Origin of the sequence: Arthrobacter sp. MYb214, from assembly GCF_002979865.1 — a bacterium.
GTDB lineage: Bacteria > Actinomycetota > Actinomycetes > Actinomycetales > Micrococcaceae > Glutamicibacter.
This window is the reverse complement of sequence record NZ_PCPZ01000001.1, coordinates 853,183-873,064: the sequence shown is the minus strand read 5'-3', so window position 1 is coordinate 873,064 and position 19,882 is coordinate 853,183. Positions and strand designations below refer to the sequence as shown.

Below are 19,882 nucleotides of genomic sequence, written 5' to 3'. Positions count from 1 at the left end.
GGAAACGACGCCGCGTTCAGTTCTGGCGCTGCTGGATTAGAGGATTACTCCACCGTCGTCGAAAGGCAGCGCGTCTTCGCCCGGCGTGATGGCCGGGGCCGCTTTTGCCTTGGTTGTCTCGGGAATCAACGCTTCTTGCCGCGCGGTTGCCTGGAGGTCCTGGGCAGCAGGTGCTGCAGAAGCATCGTGCCCGCCGGCAATGGTTCCGCCAATGATGTTCACTGACTGGGCCAAAGGCGCGCCCGAACCATCGCGCTTGCCATATTCGGTAGGCAAAGCACGCACTACGCCTGCCTTGGAGCTGGCACGCGCAGGACCCTGGCCGGCATAGCCCAGCTGCAGGTAGTCCTCACCCTTGACGAAACGGTGAGCGCGCACGCCCGCGGTGGCGCGGCCCTTCGCCGGGAACTCGGAGAAGTCGGTGAGCTTCACCGACTGGCCCGAGGTGCCAGGAAGGGTCTGCGAACCGGCAGCGATCGTGGCTACCACCGCGTCGCCAGCACCGGCAGGAACCACACCGAAGAAGATCACCTGGTCATCGGCGGCGAGCTTGATGCCGGCCATGCCTTGTCCGGTGCGGCCCTGGGCACGCACCGCCGAAGCGCTGAAACGCAGCAGCTGAGCCTGCCTGGTCAGGAACACCAGCTCATCGGCATCCTCGGCCGGCGCCGCGGCAATCACGACGTCGGTGTCCTTGAGCGTGATCGCCTCGAACTCGTCACGGTTCAGCGGGTAGTCCGGGGTGACCCGCTTGACCACACCGTTCTTGGTGCCCACGGCAATCACCTGGTTCAGCGGAACCAGTGCCACCGCGCTTTCGCCCTTGCCCAGCTTGAGGAACTCGGAGATCGGCACGCCGTGGGCCAGCTGCGGGAAGCCATGGGATTCGGGAAGCACCGGAACATCGATCAGCGAGATGCGAATAATCCGTCCGACACTCGTCAGCGCTCCGATCTCACCACGGGCGCTGGAAGCAACCTGCGAGGTGAGCACGTCGTGCTTGATGCGCGCCGCGGAGTAGTCCACGACGTCCCGATCAGGAGTCCGGGCGAGCTGCCCCGTGGCCGAGAGCAATACCCAGCACGGGCTGTCGGAGACTTCCATGGCCAACTTGGCCTTCTTGCCTGTCCCGACTTCTTCAGGCAACGCGGTGCCCTTCAGCGGTGCCAGCTGAGCAGACTTCAGCAGCTTGGTCCGGCGCGGGGTGCCGAAAGTGTCGGCCATTTCCCCGAGCTCATCGGAAACCAGGGTGCGCAGCAGCTCATCGGACTCCAAAATGGCGCGCAGTTCCTCGATTTCGTTGCGCAGCTGCTCGGCTTCGGTCTCCAGCTCCAGCGTGGAGTACTTGGTCAGCTGGCGCAACCGCAGTTCCAGGATGTGGCTGGCCTGCGGCTCGCTCAGGTCGAAGACCGTCATCAGGCGTTCGCGTGCTTCTGCGGTCTGCTCGGAGGAACGGATAATGGCAATGACATCGTCAATATCAACGATGGCAATCAGCAGGCCCTCCACCAGATGCAAACGGTCTTCACGCTTGGCCAGGCGATGCGCGGTGCGACGGCGTACAACATCCAGTCGGTGGTCCACATACACGGTGAGCAGTTCGCCCAGCCCCATGGTGCGTGGCTGGCCGTCGACCAGGGCAACGTTATTGATGCCGAAGGAGTCTTCCATCGGGGTGTACTTGTACAGGCTGGCCAGGACAGCGTTCGGGTTGAAACCGTTCTTCAGCTCGATAACCAGCTTCAGGCCGTGATGCCGGTCGGTCAGGTCGACAACATCGGAGATGCCGGAGATCTTCTTGCTGTTGACGCCATCCTTGATCTTCTCGATGACCTTTTCAGGGCCCACGCCATAAGGCAGTTCGGTGACTACCAGGCCCGACTTGCGTGCGGAGATCTTCTCCAGGGCCACGGTAGCTCGGGTGCGGAACAAGCCACGACCGGTGCGGTAGGCATCCTTGATGCCGTCCAAACCGGTAATGCTGCCGCCCGAGGGCAAATCCGGGCCCGGAATGAACTTCATGAGTTCTTCGACGGTGGCGTCAGGTTCCTTGAGCAGGTGTTGCGCAGCAGCGACAACTTCGCCCAGATTGTGGGGAGCCATGTTGGTGGCCATGCCCACGGCAATGCCGGTGGTGCCATTGACCAGCAGATTGGGGAATGCTGCCGGCAGCACTTCGGGCTGCATGAACTGGTTGTCGTAGTTCGGGGCGAAGTTCACGACCTCTTCATCCAGGTTAGCGGTCATGGCAACAGCGGAGGCTGCCAGACGGGCCTCGGTGTAACGCGGGGCTGCCGGGCCGTCATCGAGCGATCCGAAGTTTCCGTGGCCATCGATCAACGGCAGCCGAAGGGAGAAGTCTTGGGCCAGGCGGACCATGGCGTCGTAGATCGCGGTGTCGCCATGGGGGTGCAGCTTGCCCATCACTTCGCCGACCACGCGGGCAGACTTGACATGGCCCTTCTCCGGGCGCAAGCCCATTTGCGCCATCTGGAAGAGGATGCGGCGCTGAACTGGCTTCAGCCCATCACGGGCATCGGGAAGCGCGCGGGAGTAGATCACCGAGTAGGCATACTCCAAGAAGGATGATTCCATTTCATTGGTGACGTCTATATCGACGATATTTTCAACGAAATCCGCTGGAATCTCTTCAGACTTCTTACGAGCCATTACTCTGTTCGTCCTTCATCTACTGTCTTAGGGCCGGAACTGCCGAATCTTCGTGTTGCATCTGGGCGCAACGCCGAACTGCCGACTATCCTAAGCCTATGGTGGATCGTAAACTTTCGGCGGCATATCCGGCGCATTGGGAAGCAGATGTTGTGCTTCGCGATGGGACAACTGCACACCTGCGGCCGATTACTCCGCAGGATGCCCAAGCGCTCCAGGAGATGCACAAGCAGCAGTCTGAGACGTCAGTCTACTTACGCTATTTTACGTATAAGTCGTCACTGACCCCTAAAGAGCTCGAACGGTTCACCAATGTCGACCATGTGAATCGCGTCGCCTTCACCGTGGTTCGTGGCGCAAGGATCATCGGCGTCGGCCGCTACGACCGCTTGGATGACCCGAGGGAGGCGGAAGTCGCCTTCAACGTCTCGGACGAATACCAGGGCACTGGTATCGGCTCGATCCTCTTGGAGCATCTGGCCGCGGCGGCCCGTGAAAACGACATCGAGAAGTTCTCGGCCGAGGTTCTTCCAGAGAACCGGAAGATGCTCACCGTCTTCTCCGATGCCGGGTACGCGGTCGCACGGCATTTTGAAGACGGCGTAGTCATGCTCGAATTTTCCATCAGTCCCACCGAGAAATCCCGCGAAGTGACCGAGGCGCGAGAACACCGCGCCGAGGCGAGCAGTGTTGCTGCTCTTCTGGCGCCTAGGTCCGTTGCCGTCATCGGAGCCAGCCGCACCTGGGGCAAGCTGGGGCACGACGTGCTGGAACAAATTGTGGAATCCGGGTACACCGGTGCCGTGTATGCGGTGAACGATGCGGCCTTGGAAGTGGGCGGCATGGTGGCCTATGGGAAGATCACCGAAATCCCGGGACCGGTGGATGTCGCCTTCCTGTGCATTCCGCGCGAAGGGGTCATGGAAGCCATCGGGGACTGCGCCACCCACGGGGTCAAATCCCTGGTCATCATGACCACCGGCTACGAAACTCCGGAAGGGTTGAGTGCCCAGCGTGAACTTGTGTCGCTGGCTCGTGCCAACGGCATGCGGGTGGTAGGGCCGGGTTCTGCCGGGCTGATGAATACCGACCCGCAGGTGAAGCTGTATGCCACCGGAAGCCACCACGTTCCGCCATCCGGAAACGTCGGATTCTTCACCCAATCGGCCGCCATGGGCACAATCATCCAGGGTGTGGCCTTGCAGCAAGGTGTTGGCCCCAGCAGCGCCATTTCCGCAGGCCTGCGCGCTGACGTATCCGGCAACGACGCGATGCAGTTCTTTGAGGACGACCTGCGTACCCATGTTGTCGCGTTGTACCTGGAATCCTTTGGCAACCCACGCAAGTTCGCACGCATCGCCCGGCGCCTGGCCCGCAGCAAGCCTGTGATCGTGGCTAAATCCGATGTGATGGGCCGCCGCCTTCCTCCGGGCCACTCGGTGCGCGTAGGCCAAGCGCCACCAGGTGCAATGAACGCAATTCTTCGCCAGTCTGGCGTGATTCGCGTGCGTTCATCAGAAGAGCTGCTGGATGTCACGGCCCTGCTTTCGGTCTTCCCTGCGCCGAAGGGCCCGAACGTTGCGATCCTGTCCAACTCCTCGACCATCGCAGAGGTGGTGTGCGACGTCGCCGAGGACAGGAACCTGAACACCGTCGTGCAGAGCGAAGAGCTGGACTACAGCATGGGCCAGTCCAAGGCCATTCCGGTGCTGCGCGCCCGGATCAAGGAACTGGTGGAAGACCCGCAGATCCACACCATTCTGCTGGCGCACCTGCCCTACTCGGAGCTGGATACCAGCGCAGTTCTGAAGGTCGCCAAGGAGTTCATTGGCCAGCCAAAACCAGTGGTGGCATTGGTTCCGGGCCTGGCGGATACGAAAATTACTGGCGGCCTGAAGCAGGGGATTCCGGTATACACCTCGCCAACCACCGTCATCGGCGCCCTGGCCAAGGCCTATGGATACCAGCAGTGGGTTGACGTTCCCTACGAGCCGATGAAGGATCCAGCTGGAATCGACGTGGACGGTGCCGCGGAGTACCTTGATGAATTGGTGCAGACCATCTCGGGGACCAACCTGCTGGAATTGGACGACGCGCAGGTGCAGAAGCTGCTGGACTTCTACGGGATCAAGTTCCTGTCCCATCGGGTGGTGCACACCGCAGAAGAAGCTGTTGCGGCGGCCGAAGAATTCGGCTGGCCGGTGGCACTGAAAGCCAACGACCCTGATCTGCGCCAACGCCTGGACTTGGGCGGCGTGCGCTTGAGCATCCCGGACAAGCAGAGCCTGGAAGCGAACTTCACGCATATGAAGTCGCTGATGGCGGTTTACGGCGTGGACTCCCTGGAAGTGCAGAGCATGGCTCCTGCTGGCCAGGCTTGCGTGGTCAAGGCCGTGGAAGACCCGTTGCTTGGTCCAGTCATTTCCTTCGGGCTCAGCGGCGATCCGGTAAACCTGCTCGATGATTGGGCCCACGGCGTGGCGCCGTTCTCCACCCATGATCTGGAACAGCTCATCCGCCGTCCGCGCAGCAGCGTGCGGCTCTTCGGCTACCAGGGATTGCCGGCGGTGGATCTTGATGCCCTGAAGGACTTCATCACCCGCGTCTCGCTCTTCAAGGACAACCATCCTGAAGTGACCGTTGCCAAATTCGCGCCGATCACCGTTGCCACCGATTCGTTGAGCGTGCTGGCGGTGAACATCCAGATCAGCAACGCTGAGCAACGCACAGATAGCGTCCGCCGGGCATTGCGTAATTGAGTGCAATCGCCGAAACGTGAATTGCCTGTGGCGACTGAGTAGAATTGGGGCATGAGTTCTCCAACGTATTCGACCACTCCTGGCGCTGAGCTTCAGCATGATCTGGTCCGTGCGGGTTTTTATCCGCAGATGGTCCAGGATGTACTGGCTGAAGCCATGATGGGCCAACCAGTGCTTGACCACTATGTACATCTGGAAACTCACTTCGACCATACCGAAGTGCACCGCCATATCACCGTTATGGTGATGAGTGAAAAGGTGCTTTTCATTGTGCACGTCGATGACCAGCAGCTTGACGACCACGGCAAGGACGTCATGGCGCAGGTCTCCGTCGAAATGATTTCCCTGGCCCGCATCGCCTCGGTTGCCACCAGTTACGTCTACCACCAGCCGCAGCATTACTCGGCCGCTGACCCGGTCAAGGAATTGACCTTTGGACTGTCCTGGAACGGAACCAAGCGGATTGATCTGGCCCCTGCCGCCTGTGCCGATCCGCAGTGCGATGCCGACCACGGGCTGAACGGCACCTCGCAGCCTGAGGACTTGGTCATCCGCGTCAGCGCCGAGGCCGACGGCCAGCAGGCCGTGAACAAGGCACGGGAATTCGCTGTCCGCCTGCGCCTGGCCACGATCGCCTGAGCATGATCGAGGAACAGAAACGCAGCAACCTGCCTGTCCCGGCACAGAAAATCCCGGACGCGCCCAAATACGGCCAAGCTACGCTGTCGGAGATCCTTCCGTCGGCAGCCGCTGCAATGGGCGTTCCGGGCTACGAGAACGCTTTGGGCTTTGCCCCGACAAAACGTGTGGCACTGATTATGGTTGACGGACTGGGCTGGAACCAGCTCAAGAGCCATCTCGGGCATGTACCCTTCCTGCGCGGCCTGTTCGAAAAGGGGCAGAAGCTGGGAACGGGATTCCCTTCCACCACCGCGACGTCCCTGAGCAGCCTGGCCACGGGCCTGGCTCCCGGCGAACATGGAATGGTTGGCTATGACGTCATCGATCCGGCCAAGCGCCGTGTAGTTAACCAGCTCGGAGGATGGCCAGGGGACTTGGACCCCGAAGCGTGGCAGACTCGCCCGACCGTTTTCCAGAAAGTCGCCGAGCACGGCATCCACGTGGCTACCGTGTCTATTCCGATGTTCGCCAAGTCGGCCCTGACTCGCGCGTCGTTGCGCGGCCCCAAATTCGTGCCGGCGAACCAGCCTGCGGCCCGTGCGCGTGCTACCCGAACCATTTTCGAGTCGAACCGCAATTCGCTGGTCTACACGTACTTCAATGAATTGGACAAGGCCGGACACAAATTCGGCGTGGACTCCAGCCAATGGCGGGACACGCTCGAAGAGTTGGATTACGTCATTAAGAACCTGGTCTCCAAACTGCCAGAAGAAACCACGGTGCTGATTACCGGTGACCATGGAATGGTGGACATCCCCGCATCCCAACGCATCGACTACAGCCAGCAGCCGGAGCTTATCGAAGGCGTGGAGCTGACCAGCGGCGAACCTCGTGGAGTCCAATTGACCTTCGACACGCAGACCGACGCGGCTAGCCGGTTACGCGTACGCGAGGCCTGGCAGCAGGCCTACGGCACCAAAGCCTGGGTGATGACGCGCGAGGAAGCCATTGAACTGGGCTACTTCGGCGCCATTACCGAAGAGCATGCAGCCCGGCTGGGTGATCTGATGATTCTGGCAGCGGAAGCTATCGCTTTCTACGACGGCCGACGCGTTACGCCGATGGCGTTTGACATGGTAGGGCAGCACGGATCGCTCACTGCGGGGGAGCGCTTCATCCCGCTGCTGGTGCACCGCACCACCTAGTTCTCAACGGAACAAGCGCATACGGGTGCGGGAGCAGCATTGAATAAATGCTGCTCCCGCACCCGTATGCGCTCTAGCCCGGCGGCGCGTCAGGAATCGGTGTCCTTCTTGCGCTTGCCGAACATGATGTCATCCCAGCTGGGGACCGAAGACCGCTTGGCCTTGCGCGGAGCGGACTCCTCGGCATTCTGCTCGGACGGCTTGTCCTCAGTGCTGTTCGCACCGCCGGCATCCTGATCGGTGACGACCACCAGCTGCGAAGTGCGTGCCGAAATTCCTTGCGGAAGGTGCGGCAGCGAGTCCTCATCGTCGGCGTCGTACTTGCTCATGCTGCGTTCGATGATCTCGTTGTAGCGTGACTCGCGCTCCGGATCCTGGTCCTTCGTGCGCTGCCCACGACGAGCGTTCAGCAACGTGACCAGTTCTTCGGTCTCATCCGGTTCCGGTGTGCTGGCTGCAGGAGCCTGCTCAGGCTCTGGCTGGTTCAGCGCAGAGACCGGGCGAAAGTATTCAGGGGCCACCTGTTCGCTCAAGGTTTGTGCCCAGCGGTTCAGATTTTTCAACGACTTGCGTGCCGGGGTGAATGCCCACCGCGCACTGTTCGAGGAAGCTTCAGTGGAATCCGAGCCCAGGGACTCGACATTCTCGGTCGGCAGCGGGGAATCGAACTGCACGGTAACGATCCATTGGCCTTCTGGATCTTTCCAGGCGTTCCATCGAGCCGAGTCGGCGTCGATGTGCAGCTGGTGCAGGCGGTGGACCACCATGGAACCAAGATCCGCAGGCTCTTCGCCGAATACTTCGCGGTATTCGGCATCGGTTTGTGGTCCTGAAACCTCGACACGACGTGCTAGCTCGGCGATGTGCTCGCGCTCAGCCAGCACCGGACCTTCGTACTTGACGATGTCCTCGACTGGGATATCCCACTCAAGAGACAGATCGTAGGCGGAAGCACCAGCGCGCACTCGCGCTTGAATTTCGCGCGGCGAATGGACCGAGGACTCCTCACGGTTCCTTGGAGCCCGCGAACGGGCAATTTCGGCCATTGCACTGCGCAGTGCATCGTCAACAGGTAGCTCGAAGCTCATCCCGTCGTCGCTGCTGACCTGCAGGCTGGAACCATTTTCATGAATTCCTACCAGTCTCAGCTGACGCATTCCTACCCTCCACACGCTCTATTTCCTGTGTAAAACTCTGCCACCTCGAAGCCTGAATTCCTACCACCGCGCAGGGTGTGGCGCAAGATTAGTCATCAACCTCACGCAGTAATTCCTTGAACCTTCCGCCCATGGCATAGCGTGGCATGAACGGGAATGGATGACCCGGAATAACGCTATACTTCTATGCCGGTATAAGTTTTCACCTTGTGAAGCAGCCGGCTAGGACGAAGACCTGCAGGAAAGAGCGAAAAACGATTATGGCAAATGAATCTGCTGCACCCGTAGCAATGTCAGAAGCGGAACGAGCCAAGGAAATCGCTCAGCTCAAGGCAGGCAAGACCGCAGCCATGGCCAACCTGGTTGACGAGGCCGAAACACCCTTGGCTGAGGAATATGTTTTGCCCGGCGGCGAAGCATCGCAGGAAGAAGCGAGCATCGAGATCCTGCCGGAGCAGGCAGACGAGTTCACCTGCGCATCTTGCTTCATGGTGCGTCACCGCACGCAGCTGGCCCGTGAAGACAACGGGCAGAAATTCTGCAGCGAGTGCGAAGGCTAGGAAGCTTACGCAACAGTTCTGAAAGCGATGGCGTCCTGGACCGGAAGGTCCAGGACGCCATCGCTTTATTCTATGGAGCCGTGAATGCTATTCGCCTGAAGCGTCTTCTGCCTGCTCCTCCTTGGCTGCTTCGGCCTTGCCTTCCTCGGTGAATTCGTACATCACGCCCGAGAGTGCGGCAGCCAGCTCTTCGGGGCGGCGGGTGGAAGTCAGCCAGTACGGCGTGGTGTCTCGCTCGTCGGTCACTTCCATGCGCACGGCACCGTCGATCCAGCCACGCAACAGCATGTAGGCCAAGCCGTGAAGCTTCTGTCCACGCTGCTTGAAAGCTTCGTCGCCACGGTAGCCGACGACGTTGCCGATGTACTTGCGTTCAATGCTGGCCCGGCCAACGGTGACCAGATCATCGGTGACTTCGATGGCTGGCACGCGCAGCAGGAACACCGCGACCAGTGAAATCAAAACTACGCCACCGGCAACCCATCCAAGGATGCCGTTAATCGGTGCTACTGCGATACCTGCGGTGATGGAAATGATGATCGGCCAAATCCAGGTACTGGCCGATGGCCAGAGCTTTTCGCTGTACAGGACGTTCGAACCCTCGGGGCTGGAATTACTCATGGTTCCAAGTTTAGGCAATATTTCCTGGTTCCATGACCTCGGGGCTGGCGGCAGGGGATTGCCCTGCGCGCGCGATAGAGTTAGCCACGAGAAACTATCGAGTGACTATTTCACATAACTCCGGGGGAAGACCTACACCGATGAGTGAGCCATCAATTTCCATTGCCATCAAGATGCTTGACACCGAACTGCCGGTTCCCAGCTACGCGCATCCGTCAGATGCCGGTGCTGACTTGCATGCTCGCGAGTCGCTGGTGCTGGAGCCTGGCGCCCGCGCGCTCATTCCAACAGGCATTGCGCTGGCCATCCCGCATGGCTATGTCGGTCTCGTGCATCCGCGCAGCGGCTTGGCTGCTAAGCACGGCATTACCGTTGTGAATGCACCGGGTACTGTTGACGCGGGGTACCGTGGTGAGATCATGGTCACCTTGCTGAATACCGACACGTCTGAGTCTTTCGAAGTCAGCCGAGGCGACCGAATCGCCCAGCTGGTAATCCAGAAAGTCGAGCAGGCAGCGTTCATCCAAGTCGATTCGCTGGACGGCAGTGCTCGCGGCGCTGGCGGGTTCGGTTCGACCGGCGGATTCAGTTCCAAGTAAGTACCCTTGAGTGCAAGACGAGATTTTCTAAGGACACCATGATTTTCAAGCGCAAGAAAGCCCAAGACCAGCCAGTCGACGCACCAGCTGCTGAGGCAGGCCAGGGCGAGGCCGAGCCGAAGGACGGCCCGTTCGACTACAGCGAGGTCGAGAATACGCAGGAATACCTTGACTTCGGCTCGATCCTGATCAAGCCAGTAGCAGGCTTGAAGGTCCGCATGGACGTTGAAGAGTCCAACAAGCGTGTCATCGCGGTGTCGCTGGAGATCGCCGAGTCGCGTATCCAGCTGATGGCTTTCTCTTCCTCGAAGTCCGAATCGCTGTGGCCTGGCATCAGCGACAAGATCAAGAGCGATATCAGTGCCCAGAACGGCGAAATTTTCACCCGCGACGGCGATTACGGCCAGGAGCTGCTCGCCAAGGTGCCGCAGCAGCTGCCTGATGGTCGCGCCGGGCATGTCGCCCTGCGCTTTGTCGGCATCGACGGCCACCGCTGGTTCCTGCGTGCGGTCATTGGCGGCGCTGCCATTGGAGACGAAGAAGCGGCTGGCATCGTTGACGGGATCCTGCGCACTGTCGTGGTCAACCGCGGCGACAAGCCACTGCCACCGGCCGAACTCTTGCCCCTGAGTGTTCCGGCCAATGCGCAGGCCCGCCCGGCAGGCACTGAGCAGAACCCTGAGCAGAACTCTGAGCTGAAGCGTCCAGAACGCGGACCAGAGATCACCCAGATCGGCTAATGCATGTCGCTGAAGGACAAACCCGTCACTGCGCTGCTTGGCCCCTCGGGCCAAAAGCTCAGCTACCAGCGGCTGGACAGCTTGGAACAGCTGCCTGTCAAGGGCAGGGTGGAGCACACGGGCTACATCCAATCGGTTAGCTATTCCGCGCCACACGTCGCACCCACGCTGACCGCGGTGGTGGTCGACCGGCTCGGTGCGGTGTCTGCTCGTCGCGGGACTGTACCGCATGTGCGTTTGGCGTTCATGGGCCAGAAATCCGTTCCGGGAATCAAGCCGGGCGTGAAGGTGGAATACTCGGGAATGGTCGCTCCCGTGGATCAAGTTCCGACGATCTTTAATCCGCGCTACGTAATCGTGCCGGAGGCCCGCGGGTGATCCGCGCGTTCCCTCAAGGTCTTGGGAACGAGAGCATGCTGGCGTCTAACTGGAAGAAAACATGATGAACAACGACGAATCGCGTCCGGAAGATGGATCCACGCCGGAAGCAAAGCATCCAAGCTTCGCGGAAATGATTGGCTCGAACGCCAACATCGCGCAAAATGCCGACGGCGGGATAGATCTGCTCTCCACCGTCGGTGGCGTGCGCGGAATCCTGGAAACGGTGCTTCCCGGTTTCGTGTTCATCATGGTCTTCGCGCTGACCTCCAATCTGGGCTGGGGGCTGATCGCTTCGATCAGTCTTGGCGTGGTGTTCATGATCATCCGCCTAGCCAAGCGCTCGACGCTGATCCAGGCCGGCTCCGGGCTGATCGGCATCCTGATCTGCGCCTTCGCCGCACGCAATTCAGGCAATGCCAAGGACTACTACATTCCAGGGTTCTACGTATCGGCCGCCTACTTGGCGGGATTGCTGATTTCGGTGATGGCCCGCTGGCCGCTGATCGGCCTGCTCTTCGGGTTCATCCGCAATGAAGGCACCGAGTGGCGCAAGAAACCCGCGCGCTTGCGCCGCTACCAGGTGGCCACCTGGATCATCATTGCTGTTTTCGCGCTGCGCCTTGCAGTGCAGATCCCGATGTACATCGCAGATGACGTCGTGGCCTTGGGCTTGGCCCGCGCCTTGATGGGGGTGCCGCTGTATGCAGCGGGGCTCTGGTTCGCCTGGCTGGTCTCGAAGCCTGCAGCAGAAGCCAGCAACGGGACCAGCCCTCCAGCACAAGCCGTCTAGCGGGTGGCGTCGCGAAGCGTGCGGCGCAACAAGGCTTCGGCTTGCGGGGTGGTGATGAAGAAGATTTCATCGCCACCCTCAATCACATCATCGGCACTGGGCGGGAACGGCGTTTTATCGCGAACCACTGCCATCATGGTGGTGTCTTCGGGCCAGGAGATGCGCCCGATGCTGCGGCCAATCAACGCCGAATCGTGCGGGACGGTGAACTCGACCATGTAGACCTCTCCGGTCTTCAGCGTCAGCAGCCGCACCAGGTCGCCCACCTCCACGGCTTCTTCCACCAGCGCGGTCATCAGCCGCGGGGTGCTGACCGCTACATCTACGCCCCAGGCGTCATCGAACATCCACTCATTCTTCGGATTGTTCACGCGGCCTACGGTGCGCCGGATGCCGAATTCGCTCTTGGCCAGCAACGAGACCACAAGGTTCACCTTGTCATCGCCGGTTGCCGAAACGACCACGTCGTACTCTTCCAGCTGTGCCTGCTGCAAGACAGCTAATTCGCAGGCATCGCCAATCAGCCACTTCACCGCTTCCAGGTCGGCGCGCTCGGCCATTTCCGGCTGCAGGTCGATAAGCAGGACTTCGTGATGGTTGATCACAAGTTCGCGGGCAATGGAGGAACCGACCGAGCCGGCCCCGGCAATCATGACCTTCATGGGGGTGCCTCTCAGATTATTCGTTGGCCTGCGCAGCCGGCGGGCTGGCAAGGATCTTTTCGATGTCCTTGGACTCATCGAGCCGCATCATCACGTGCACCAGGTCGCCGCCCTGCAATCGGGTGCGGCTCTCGGGGATGGTGCCTTCGCCGAAGCGGGTCAGATAGGCCACTCGTACCCCGGCGGCCGCTTCCAGCTCCTTGACCAGCCGTCCATACCAGTCGCGGTGCAGGGCAACTTCGGAAAGCATCAGGCGCCCCGATGGCTCCCGGAAGTCACCGCGCATCGAATAGTCGGGCAGGATCCGGCGCAGCACCTGATCGGTGCTCCAACGGACCGCGGCCACGGTGGGGATACCCAGGCGCTGGTAGATCTCGGCGCGCCCTGGATCGTAGATGCGGGCCACGACATGGGGGACGTTGTAGGTTTCGCGCGATACGCGAGTGGCGAGAATGTTGGAATTATCACCGCTGGATACGGCGGCGAAAGCATAGGCCTCATCGATTTTGGCAGCTTCCAGGGTGTCCTTGTCGAACCCCATGCCGGTCACCGTGGAACCTGAGAAGCCTTTGCTCAGCCGGCGGAAGGCATGCGGGTCCTGGTCAATGACTGCCACGGAATGCCCCGCTGAATCCAGCGTGTGGGCTAGCGAGACACCGACGCGTCCGCACCCCATGATCACGAAATGTGCCACCGAGAACTCCTTGGGTCTACTGCTTGCTGCATGTCCAGTGGCGCACACAAGCTGTGTGCTCCGAATGCAACAATAGCGCTGATCGCACCCAGTTTATCGGTGGTGCAGCACCCATGTGCCTTGCACCCTGCGATAACGTTGTGTCGTGCCTGCATTATTTGACGGTCTGAAGCGGATCTTGGTGGGCCGGCCTTTCAGAACTGAACAGCTGAAAAAGAAGCCGTTGCCACCTAACGTCGCGTTGCCGATTTTCTCGTCCAGCGCCCTGTCGTCCTTGGCGTACGCGCCAGACGAAATCTTGCTGACCCTGGCCATTGCGGGCATCGCGGCCACCGCGCTTTCGCCGATGGTCGGACTTGCTGTCCTTGCCGTGCTGGTGGTGCTGGTGCTGTCCTACCGGCAATCGGTCATGGAGTACCCCTCTGGCGGTGGCGACTACGAGATCGTGAAGAAGAACCTGGGTGCGCGCCCGGGAACAGCGGTCGCCGCTGCGCTGCTGGTCGACTTCGTGCTCACCGTTGCTGTGTCCAGCTCATCAGCTGCCCTGTATCTCGCCGCCATTTTCCCTGCAGTGGCCGAGTACAAGGCTTGGGTGGCTGCTGGACTTGTCGCATTCCTCGTGGTCGGTAATCTGCGCGGCAGGGGACAAGGGCGCTGGACCCTGGCCATTCCGGTCTACCTCTTCGTGATCGGCATGCTGCTGCTGGTCGCTATCGGCGGGGTGATGGCGCTGACCGGTACCCTCGGGCTTGCCCCGAGCGCGGATTTCACGATTGTGCCGGAAGAAGAGTTTGCCAATGGGCTGCACGGTGTCGTCGGTGCATTGCTGATCCTGCGTGCTTTCAGTACGGGTTCGGCGGCGCTGACCGGTATCGAGGTCCCGATCTCGAACGTGCAGACCCTGGCCAAGCCGCGGGCCAAGAACGCGGCGCGGATCCTGCTGGTGCTGGGCCTGCTCTCCGGGGTGCTGACACTTGGCACGCTGATGCTTGCCCGTGCCACCGGCATCAAGGTCGTCGCCGACCCGCAGGCCTCATTCTTGCTCGACGGTGCCCCGATCCCTGAAGGGTTTGTGCAGGTCCCGGTCCTTGGCCAGCTGGCGCAAGCCGTGTTCGGCGATTTCACCTTCGGCCTGGTCATTGTTTCGGTGCTGACCATTGCCGTGCTGCTGCTGGCCGGAAACCAGGCCTTCAACTCCTTCCCCCTGCTGGCCAGCCATCTGGCTACCGACGGCTTCCTGCCACGCCAGCTGCGTACCCGCGGTGATCGGCTGGGCTTCTCCAACGGCATATTGTCCCTGGGCGTTGCCGCGATTGCACTGGTGCTGCTGTTCCAAGGCGATGTCACCTTGCTGGTCCAGCTGTACGTGGTGGGCGTGTTCGTTTCCTTTACGCTCAGCCAGCTGGCCATGCTCAAGCACTGGAAACGCGTGCTGGTTCCCATTGCCGACCGCAGGATCCGTGCGGCCAAGCAGCGCAAGCGCCTGCTGAACCTGGTGGGCCTGGTCCTATCGGCACTGGTGCTGGTGGTCGTCTTGGCCACCCGCTTGGTCCACGGCGCGTGGTTGGCCGTGCTGGGCATTGCGGCCTTGATGCTGATCATGGATTCACTGCAGCGCCACTACCAGAAGGTTGACGACGAGCTGGCGGTGGATGAGGACGTTGCCGCCACGGCCTTGCCCTCCCGGGTGCATGCACTGGTGCTGGTCTCCACCGTGCGCAAGCCGGTGCTGCGGGCCTTGGCCTTCGCCCGAGCTTCGCGTCCCTCGAAGCTCGAAGCAATCATCGTGGATGTGGAACGAAGCAAAACCGAAAAGACCCTCCGGGACTGGGAACGCCTGCAGATTCCGGTGCCGATCACCGCCCTGGCTTCTCCGTACCGCGATATCCCCGGGGCGCTGATTGAGCATATTCGTTCCATCAAGCGTGAATCCCCGCGGGAACTGATCGTCGTGTACATCCCTGAATACGTAGTGGGCCACTGGTGGGAACAGCTGGTGCACAACCAAACCGCTTTACGAGTGAAAAACCGGCTGCACTATGAACCGGGCGTCTTGATCGCCTCGGTTCCATGGCGCTTGCTCAGTGCTTCGCATGCCCTGGGCGGCGGGCCGACCGAAGAATCTTCGGCACACCGCTGAATTCAATGCTTCTGATGAAAGACAAGATCGATGACTGAAACACCAATGCTCACCGTCCGCCTGGGCAAGATTGCCCATGGCGGCCACACCGTCGCCCGCCATGAGGGCCGCGTGATCTTCGTGCGCCACGGCATTCCCGGAGAGTTGGTGAATGTGCGCCTGACGGACAGTGCGCCGGAGGCCAAATTCTGGCGTGCCGACGTCGCCGAGGTGCTCGAAGCCAGCGAGCACCGCGTGCCCCACTTCTGGGATGCCGCTGATGCCCTGAAGCATCGTGACCCGGTGGGTGGCGCAGAGTTCGGCCACATCACCCTTGAGCACCAGCGTGAGCTCAAGTCGCAGGTTGCTGCCGAGCAGATGACCCGTCTAGGCGGCCTGAAGGCGGAGGACTACAACTTCCCTGCGGTGCAAGCGGTCAAGGGCGCGGCCGACGGCCTGGGCTGGCGTACCCGGATGTCCTATTCGGTGGACGCACAGGGCAAGCTCGCGATGAGCGCATTCCGCAGTAACCAGTTGACCGGCATCGCGCAGATGCCATTGGCCCATCCGGCTATCGAGGCCACCGGCTTGTACTCTGTGGACTACAGCGGAATCGAGCGTGTCGAGGCTGCGGTATCCAGCCAGGATGACCAGACCGTGTTGATCCTGCTGGCTGAAGCAAGTACCGGCGCCGCGGCAAAGGTGGCAAAGCAGTTCCCGGAGGGTGTCAATGTCGCCGCTTTCAGCCAGCGGGGCGGCGCGGCGGCTGACGGCAAAGGCAGCTTGCAGACCTTGGCTGGTTCGGCGTTCCTGACCGAAAAGGTACTGGGGGAGAAGTTCCGGATTACCGGTGAAGGCTTCTGGCAGGTGCATCGAGAGGCGGCCAGCCTGCTTTCCCAGCGCGTAGTTGAACTGACCGAGCCAGCCGCTGGCGAGCAAATCGCCGACCTCTATGCGGGTGCTGGCTTGTTCTCCGTCCCGTTGGCTAAGGCAGTTGGCTCCCAGGGCCGGGTCTTCTCAATTGAAGGCGCTCCGGGCACGCATGCCGATGCGAAGAAGAATCTGCGCTCCTATTCGCAGGCCACGGTGATCCGAGGCCGTGTTGAGCGAGTGTTACGGCAGGTCGCCGGGGATGCCTCCCTGGACGCCGTGGTACTTGACCCGCCCCGCACCGGGATCGATAAGCAGGTGGCTGCGGAGCTGGCTTCCATTGCTGCATCCCGGATTTGTTACGTGTCCTGCGACCCTGCGGCTTTCGCCCGTGATACCGCGCGTTTGATGGGCCGCGGCTACGAATTAGAGCATATGGAGATTCACGATTTGTACCCGCATACCCACCATATGGAGTCCATCGGGCTCTTCGTGCGCCGTTAAACACCTGAAATTGTCCGATTAGACACGAATTCGGATGAAAATTTATTCCGAGGAGTCTTTTTATGAGCTTAGGCGATAGACTGTTTTTAGCTCTGCCACGCTAGGAGCCTGACTATCTCAGTTAGGAACTCCTAACTGGAATTACAGTGTGCGTGTGCAACAGAATGAGTGTCTGGCGAGAGGAGTCCCACGTGAGCAATGTGGACAGCTTCGGTGCCAAGGGCGTACTTGACGTCAATGGAACCGAATACGAAATTTACCGACTAAATACGGTTGAAGGCTCGGACAGCCTTCCTTACAGCCTTAAGGTTCTTCTTGAGAACCTGCTTCGCACCGAAGACGGCGCGAACGTAACCAACGAGCACATCAATGCACTGGGTCAGTGGGATGCTTCGGCTCAGCCGAACACCGAAATCCAGTTCACCCCTGCACGTGTGCTGATGCAGGACTTCACCGGCGTGCCTTGTGTCGTTGACTTGGCAACCATGCGCGAGGCCGTCAAGGACCTCGGCGGTGACCCAACCCGCGTTAACCCGCTGGCACCAGCCGAAATGGTCATCGACCACTCCGTGCAGATCGACACCTTCGGTTTCGAAGGCGCTGTCGAGCGCAACATGGAGATCGAGTACCAGCGCAACGGCGAGCGTTACCAGTTCCTGCGCTGGGGCCAGACTGCATTCGATGACTTCAAGGTCGTCCCACCGGGCACCGGTATCGTGCACCAGGTCAACATCGAGTACCTGGCACGCACCGTCATGACCCGCGAGGTCAACGGCGTACTGCGCGCTTACCCGGATAGCTGCGTAGGCACCGACTCCCACACCACCATGGTCAACGGCCTGGGCGTGCTGGGTTGGGGCGTTGGCGGCATCGAAGCCGAGGCAGCAATGCTCGGCCAGCCTGTCTCCATGCTGATCCCACGCGTTGTCGGCTTCAAGCTGGCTGGCTCGATCCCAGCTGGCGCCACCGCAACCGACGTGGTGCTGACCATCACCGAAATGCTGCGCAAGCACGGCGTTGTTGGCAAGTTCGTTGAGTTCTACGGCGAAGGCGTGGCAGCAGTGCCACTGGCCAACCGTGCAACCATCGGCAACATGTCCCCAGAATTCGGCTCCACTGCCGCGATGTTCCCGATCGACGATGTCACCCTCGACTACCTGCGCCTGACCGGCCGCAGCGACGAGAACGTGGCACTGGTCGAGGCTTACGCCAAGGAACAGGGCATGTGGCACGATCCAAGCCGCGAGATCCGTTTCTCGGAATACCTCGAGCTGGATCTGTCGACCGTGGTTCCATCGATCGCCGGCCCGAAGCGTCCACAGGACCGCATCGAGCTGTCTTCCTCGAAGGAACAGTTCCGCAAGGACCTGCACAACTACGTATCGAACGCCGAAGACACCCAGGGCGCTGGCCGCCCGTCGGTAGCCGTCGATGTCACCAAGGAAGATGGCACCCAGTTCACCCTGGACCACGGCCTGGTTTCGATCGCTTCGATCACCTCGTGCACGAACACCTCCAACCCTTCGGTCATGCTGGCCGCAGCCGTACTGGCTCGCAACGCAGCTGACAAGGGCCTGACCTCCAAGCCATGGGTCAAGACTTCGGTCGCGCCAGGCTCGAAGGTCGTTACCGAGTACTACGAGAAGTCCGGCCTGCTGCCATACCTGGAGAAGCTCGGCTTCTTCGTTGTTGGCTACGGTTGCGCAACGTGCATCGGCAACTCCGGTCCATTGGATGCCGAGATCTCCGAGGCCATCAACGCCAACGACCTCGCAGCTACCGCAGTTCTTTCGGGCAACCGCAACTTCGAAGGCCGCATCAACCCAGACGTGAAGATGAACTACCTGGCTTCCCCGCCACTGGTCATCGCCTACGCACTGGCTGGCACCATGGACTTCGACTTCGAGACCGACGCACTGGGCCAGGACGCCGAGGGCAACGATGTCTTCCTGAAGGACATCTGGCCATCGCCTGTCGAGGTCCAGGAGATCATTGACTCGTCGATCGACAAGGAAATGTTCGCCAAGGGCTACGACGGAGTCTTCGAAGGCGACGCTCGCTGGAAGGCACTGGACACCCCGGAGGGTTCGACCTTCGCATGGGACGAGAAGTCGACCTACGCACGCAAGGCACCGTACTTCGACGGCATGACCGCCGAGCCGCAGCCAGTCCAGGACATCAGCGGCGCACGCGTGCTGCTGAAGCTGGGCGACTCGGTGACCACCGACCACATCTCGCCTGCAGGTTCGTTCAAGTCGGAAACCCCGGCTGGCCGCTACCTGATCGAGAACGGCGTGGATCGCAAGGACTTCAACTCCTACGGCTCGCGCCGTGGCAACCACGAAGTCATGATCCGCGGTACCTTCGCCAACATCCGCATCAAGAACCAGCTGCTGGACGGCGTCGAGGGTGGCTTCACCCGCGACTTCACCCAGGCTGATGCTCCGCAGGCTTACGTCTACGACGCTGCAGAGAACTACAAGGCTGCCGGCACCCCGCTGGTCGTTCTTGGCGGCAAGGAATACGGCTCGGGCTCCTCGCGTGACTGGGCTGCCAAGGGCACCGCATTGCTGGGCGTCAAGGCCGTCATCACCGAATCATTCGAGCGTATCCACCGCTCGAACCTGATCGGCATGGGCGTTCTGCCGCTGCAGTTCCCAGAGGGCGAATCCGCTGATTCGCTGGGTCTGACCGGAACCGAGACCTTCGCTGTCTCCGGCGTGACCGAGCTGAACAACGGCACCACCCCGAAGACCCTGAAGGTTACCGCAACCGCACAAGACGGCAAGGTTACCGAGTTCGACGCAGTTCTGCGCATCGACACCCCAGGTGAAGCTGACTACTACCGCAACGGTGGCATCCTGCAGTACGTACTGCGCCAGATCGCCGCTGCCAACTAGCAGATCCACCTCGGCTCCGGTCGAAGCGAA

At 60.9% G+C, this 19,882-nt stretch carries 16 protein-coding genes; 11 read left to right on the top strand and 5 right to left on the bottom strand.

The window, feature by feature from the left end:
- Nucleotides 1-36: 36 nt before the first annotated feature.
- Entirely contained in the window at nucleotides 37-2,670 is a 2,634-nt protein-coding gene (locus CQ012_RS04075) for a DNA gyrase/topoisomerase IV subunit A (RefSeq protein WP_105661470.1), read from the bottom strand.
- Nucleotides 2,671-2,768: 98 nt separating this feature from the next.
- On the opposite strand from CQ012_RS04075, the gene CQ012_RS04070 reads away from it, so the two are divergent.
- Genes CQ012_RS04070 through CQ012_RS04060 form a run of 3 tightly spaced genes read left to right on the top strand, consistent with a single transcriptional unit; the run spans nucleotide 2,769 to nucleotide 7,255 of the window.
- Nucleotides 2,769-5,429, top strand: coding sequence for a bifunctional acetate--CoA ligase family protein/GNAT family N-acetyltransferase (locus CQ012_RS04070; RefSeq protein ID WP_105656761.1), 2,661 nt, complete (start codon nucleotides 2,769-2,771; stop codon nucleotides 5,427-5,429).
- A gap of 51 nt (nucleotides 5,430-5,480) precedes the next feature.
- The gene (locus CQ012_RS04065) at nucleotides 5,481-6,068 is read left to right on the top strand and encodes a DUF5998 family protein (protein WP_105656760.1); all 588 of its coding nucleotides are present in this window, start codon (nucleotides 5,481-5,483) and stop codon (nucleotides 6,066-6,068) included.
- A 2-nt stretch (nucleotides 6,069-6,070) separates the two neighbouring features.
- A complete protein-coding gene (locus CQ012_RS04060; protein WP_105656759.1) occupies nucleotides 6,071-7,255 on the top strand; it encodes an alkaline phosphatase family protein in 1,185 nt (394 codons plus the stop codon).
- An 89-nt stretch (nucleotides 7,256-7,344) separates the two neighbouring features.
- On the opposite strand, the gene sepH is transcribed toward CQ012_RS04060, so the two are convergent.
- A complete protein-coding gene (sepH, locus tag CQ012_RS04055; RefSeq protein ID WP_105656758.1) occupies nucleotides 7,345-8,412 on the bottom strand; it encodes a septation protein SepH in 1,068 nt (355 codons plus the stop codon).
- 260 nt (nucleotides 8,413-8,672) lie between these two features.
- Between sepH and CQ012_RS04050 the strand changes: the two genes are divergently transcribed.
- Entirely contained in the window at nucleotides 8,673-8,972 is a 300-nt protein-coding gene (locus CQ012_RS04050) for a DUF4193 family protein (RefSeq protein ID WP_105656757.1), read from the top strand.
- An 87-nt stretch (nucleotides 8,973-9,059) separates the two neighbouring features.
- Here CQ012_RS04050 and CQ012_RS04045 read toward each other — a convergent pair whose 3' ends face one another.
- A complete protein-coding gene (locus CQ012_RS04045; protein ID WP_105656756.1) occupies nucleotides 9,060-9,593 on the bottom strand; it encodes a DUF3093 domain-containing protein in 534 nt (177 codons plus the stop codon).
- 140 nt (nucleotides 9,594-9,733) lie between these two features.
- On the opposite strand from CQ012_RS04045, the gene dut reads away from it, so the two are divergent.
- From dut to CQ012_RS04025, 4 genes are all read left to right on the top strand, one after another.
- The gene (gene dut, locus CQ012_RS04040; RefSeq protein WP_105656755.1) at nucleotides 9,734-10,192 is read left to right on the top strand and encodes a dUTP diphosphatase; all 459 of its coding nucleotides are present in this window, start codon (nucleotides 9,734-9,736) and stop codon (nucleotides 10,190-10,192) included.
- Between the two features lie 38 nt (nucleotides 10,193-10,230).
- A complete protein-coding gene (locus CQ012_RS04035) occupies nucleotides 10,231-10,932 on the top strand; it encodes a DUF3710 domain-containing protein (RefSeq protein WP_105656754.1) in 702 nt (233 codons plus the stop codon).
- A 3-nt stretch (nucleotides 10,933-10,935) separates the two neighbouring features.
- Nucleotides 10,936-11,310, top strand: coding sequence for a hypothetical protein (locus CQ012_RS04030; protein WP_105656753.1), 375 nt, complete (start codon nucleotides 10,936-10,938; stop codon nucleotides 11,308-11,310).
- Between the two features lie 61 nt (nucleotides 11,311-11,371).
- Entirely contained in the window at nucleotides 11,372-12,103 is a 732-nt protein-coding gene (locus tag CQ012_RS04025; RefSeq protein ID WP_286134105.1) for a DUF3159 domain-containing protein, read from the top strand.
- On the opposite strand, the gene CQ012_RS04020 is transcribed toward CQ012_RS04025, so the two are convergent.
- Both CQ012_RS04020 and CQ012_RS04015 read right to left on the bottom strand, forming a co-directional pair.
- Nucleotides 12,100-12,765 (bottom strand): potassium channel family protein, encoded by a 666-nt coding sequence (locus tag CQ012_RS04020; RefSeq protein ID WP_105656752.1) that lies wholly within the window; start codon nucleotides 12,763-12,765, stop codon nucleotides 12,100-12,102. The genes CQ012_RS04025 and CQ012_RS04020 overlap by 4 nt on opposite strands.
- 16 nt (nucleotides 12,766-12,781) lie before the next feature.
- Nucleotides 12,782-13,459: a potassium channel family protein gene (locus CQ012_RS04015; RefSeq protein ID WP_105656751.1), complete on the bottom strand. Its 678-nt coding sequence runs from the start codon at nucleotides 13,457-13,459 to the stop codon at nucleotides 12,782-12,784.
- A gap of 145 nt (nucleotides 13,460-13,604) precedes the next feature.
- Between CQ012_RS04015 and CQ012_RS04010 the strand changes: the two genes are divergently transcribed.
- From CQ012_RS04010 to acnA, 3 genes are all read left to right on the top strand, one after another.
- Entirely contained in the window at nucleotides 13,605-15,599 is a 1,995-nt protein-coding gene (locus CQ012_RS04010) for an APC family permease (protein ID WP_181148801.1), read from the top strand.
- 30 nt (nucleotides 15,600-15,629) lie between these two features.
- The gene (locus CQ012_RS04005) at nucleotides 15,630-16,952 is read left to right on the top strand and encodes a class I SAM-dependent RNA methyltransferase (protein ID WP_105661469.1); all 1,323 of its coding nucleotides are present in this window, start codon (nucleotides 15,630-15,632) and stop codon (nucleotides 16,950-16,952) included.
- A 191-nt stretch (nucleotides 16,953-17,143) separates the two neighbouring features.
- The gene (gene acnA, locus CQ012_RS04000) at nucleotides 17,144-19,852 is read left to right on the top strand and encodes an aconitate hydratase AcnA (protein ID WP_105656749.1); all 2,709 of its coding nucleotides are present in this window, start codon (nucleotides 17,144-17,146) and stop codon (nucleotides 19,850-19,852) included.
- Nucleotides 19,853-19,882 lie beyond the last annotated feature (30 nt).

Bases quoted from the DNA above. Each gene is read 5' to 3' on its own strand.
- CQ012_RS04075 (WP_105661470.1), bottom strand. From the start codon at position 2,670: ATGGCTCGTAAGAAGTCTGAAGAGATTCCAGCGGATTTCGTTGAAAAT.
- CQ012_RS04070 (WP_105656761.1), top strand. From the start codon at position 2,769: ATGGTGGATCGTAAACTTTCGGCGGCATATCCGGCGCATTGGGAAGCA.
- CQ012_RS04065 (WP_105656760.1), top strand. From the start codon at position 5,481: ATGAGTTCTCCAACGTATTCGACCACTCCTGGCGCTGAGCTTCAGCAT.
- CQ012_RS04060 (WP_105656759.1), top strand. From the start codon at position 6,071: ATGATCGAGGAACAGAAACGCAGCAACCTGCCTGTCCCGGCACAGAAA.
- sepH (WP_105656758.1), bottom strand. From the start codon at position 8,412: ATGCGTCAGCTGAGACTGGTAGGAATTCATGAAAATGGTTCCAGCCTG.
- CQ012_RS04050 (WP_105656757.1), top strand. From the start codon at position 8,673: ATGGCAAATGAATCTGCTGCACCCGTAGCAATGTCAGAAGCGGAACGA.
- CQ012_RS04045 (WP_105656756.1), bottom strand. From the start codon at position 9,593: ATGAGTAATTCCAGCCCCGAGGGTTCGAACGTCCTGTACAGCGAAAAG.
- dut (WP_105656755.1), top strand. From the start codon at position 9,734: ATGAGTGAGCCATCAATTTCCATTGCCATCAAGATGCTTGACACCGAA.
- CQ012_RS04035 (WP_105656754.1), top strand. From the start codon at position 10,231: ATGATTTTCAAGCGCAAGAAAGCCCAAGACCAGCCAGTCGACGCACCA.
- CQ012_RS04030 (WP_105656753.1), top strand. From the start codon at position 10,936: ATGTCGCTGAAGGACAAACCCGTCACTGCGCTGCTTGGCCCCTCGGGC.
- CQ012_RS04025 (WP_286134105.1), top strand. From the start codon at position 11,372: ATGATGAACAACGACGAATCGCGTCCGGAAGATGGATCCACGCCGGAA.
- CQ012_RS04020 (WP_105656752.1), bottom strand. From the start codon at position 12,765: ATGAAGGTCATGATTGCCGGGGCCGGCTCGGTCGGTTCCTCCATTGCC.
- CQ012_RS04005 (WP_105661469.1), top strand. From the start codon at position 15,630: ATGACTGAAACACCAATGCTCACCGTCCGCCTGGGCAAGATTGCCCAT.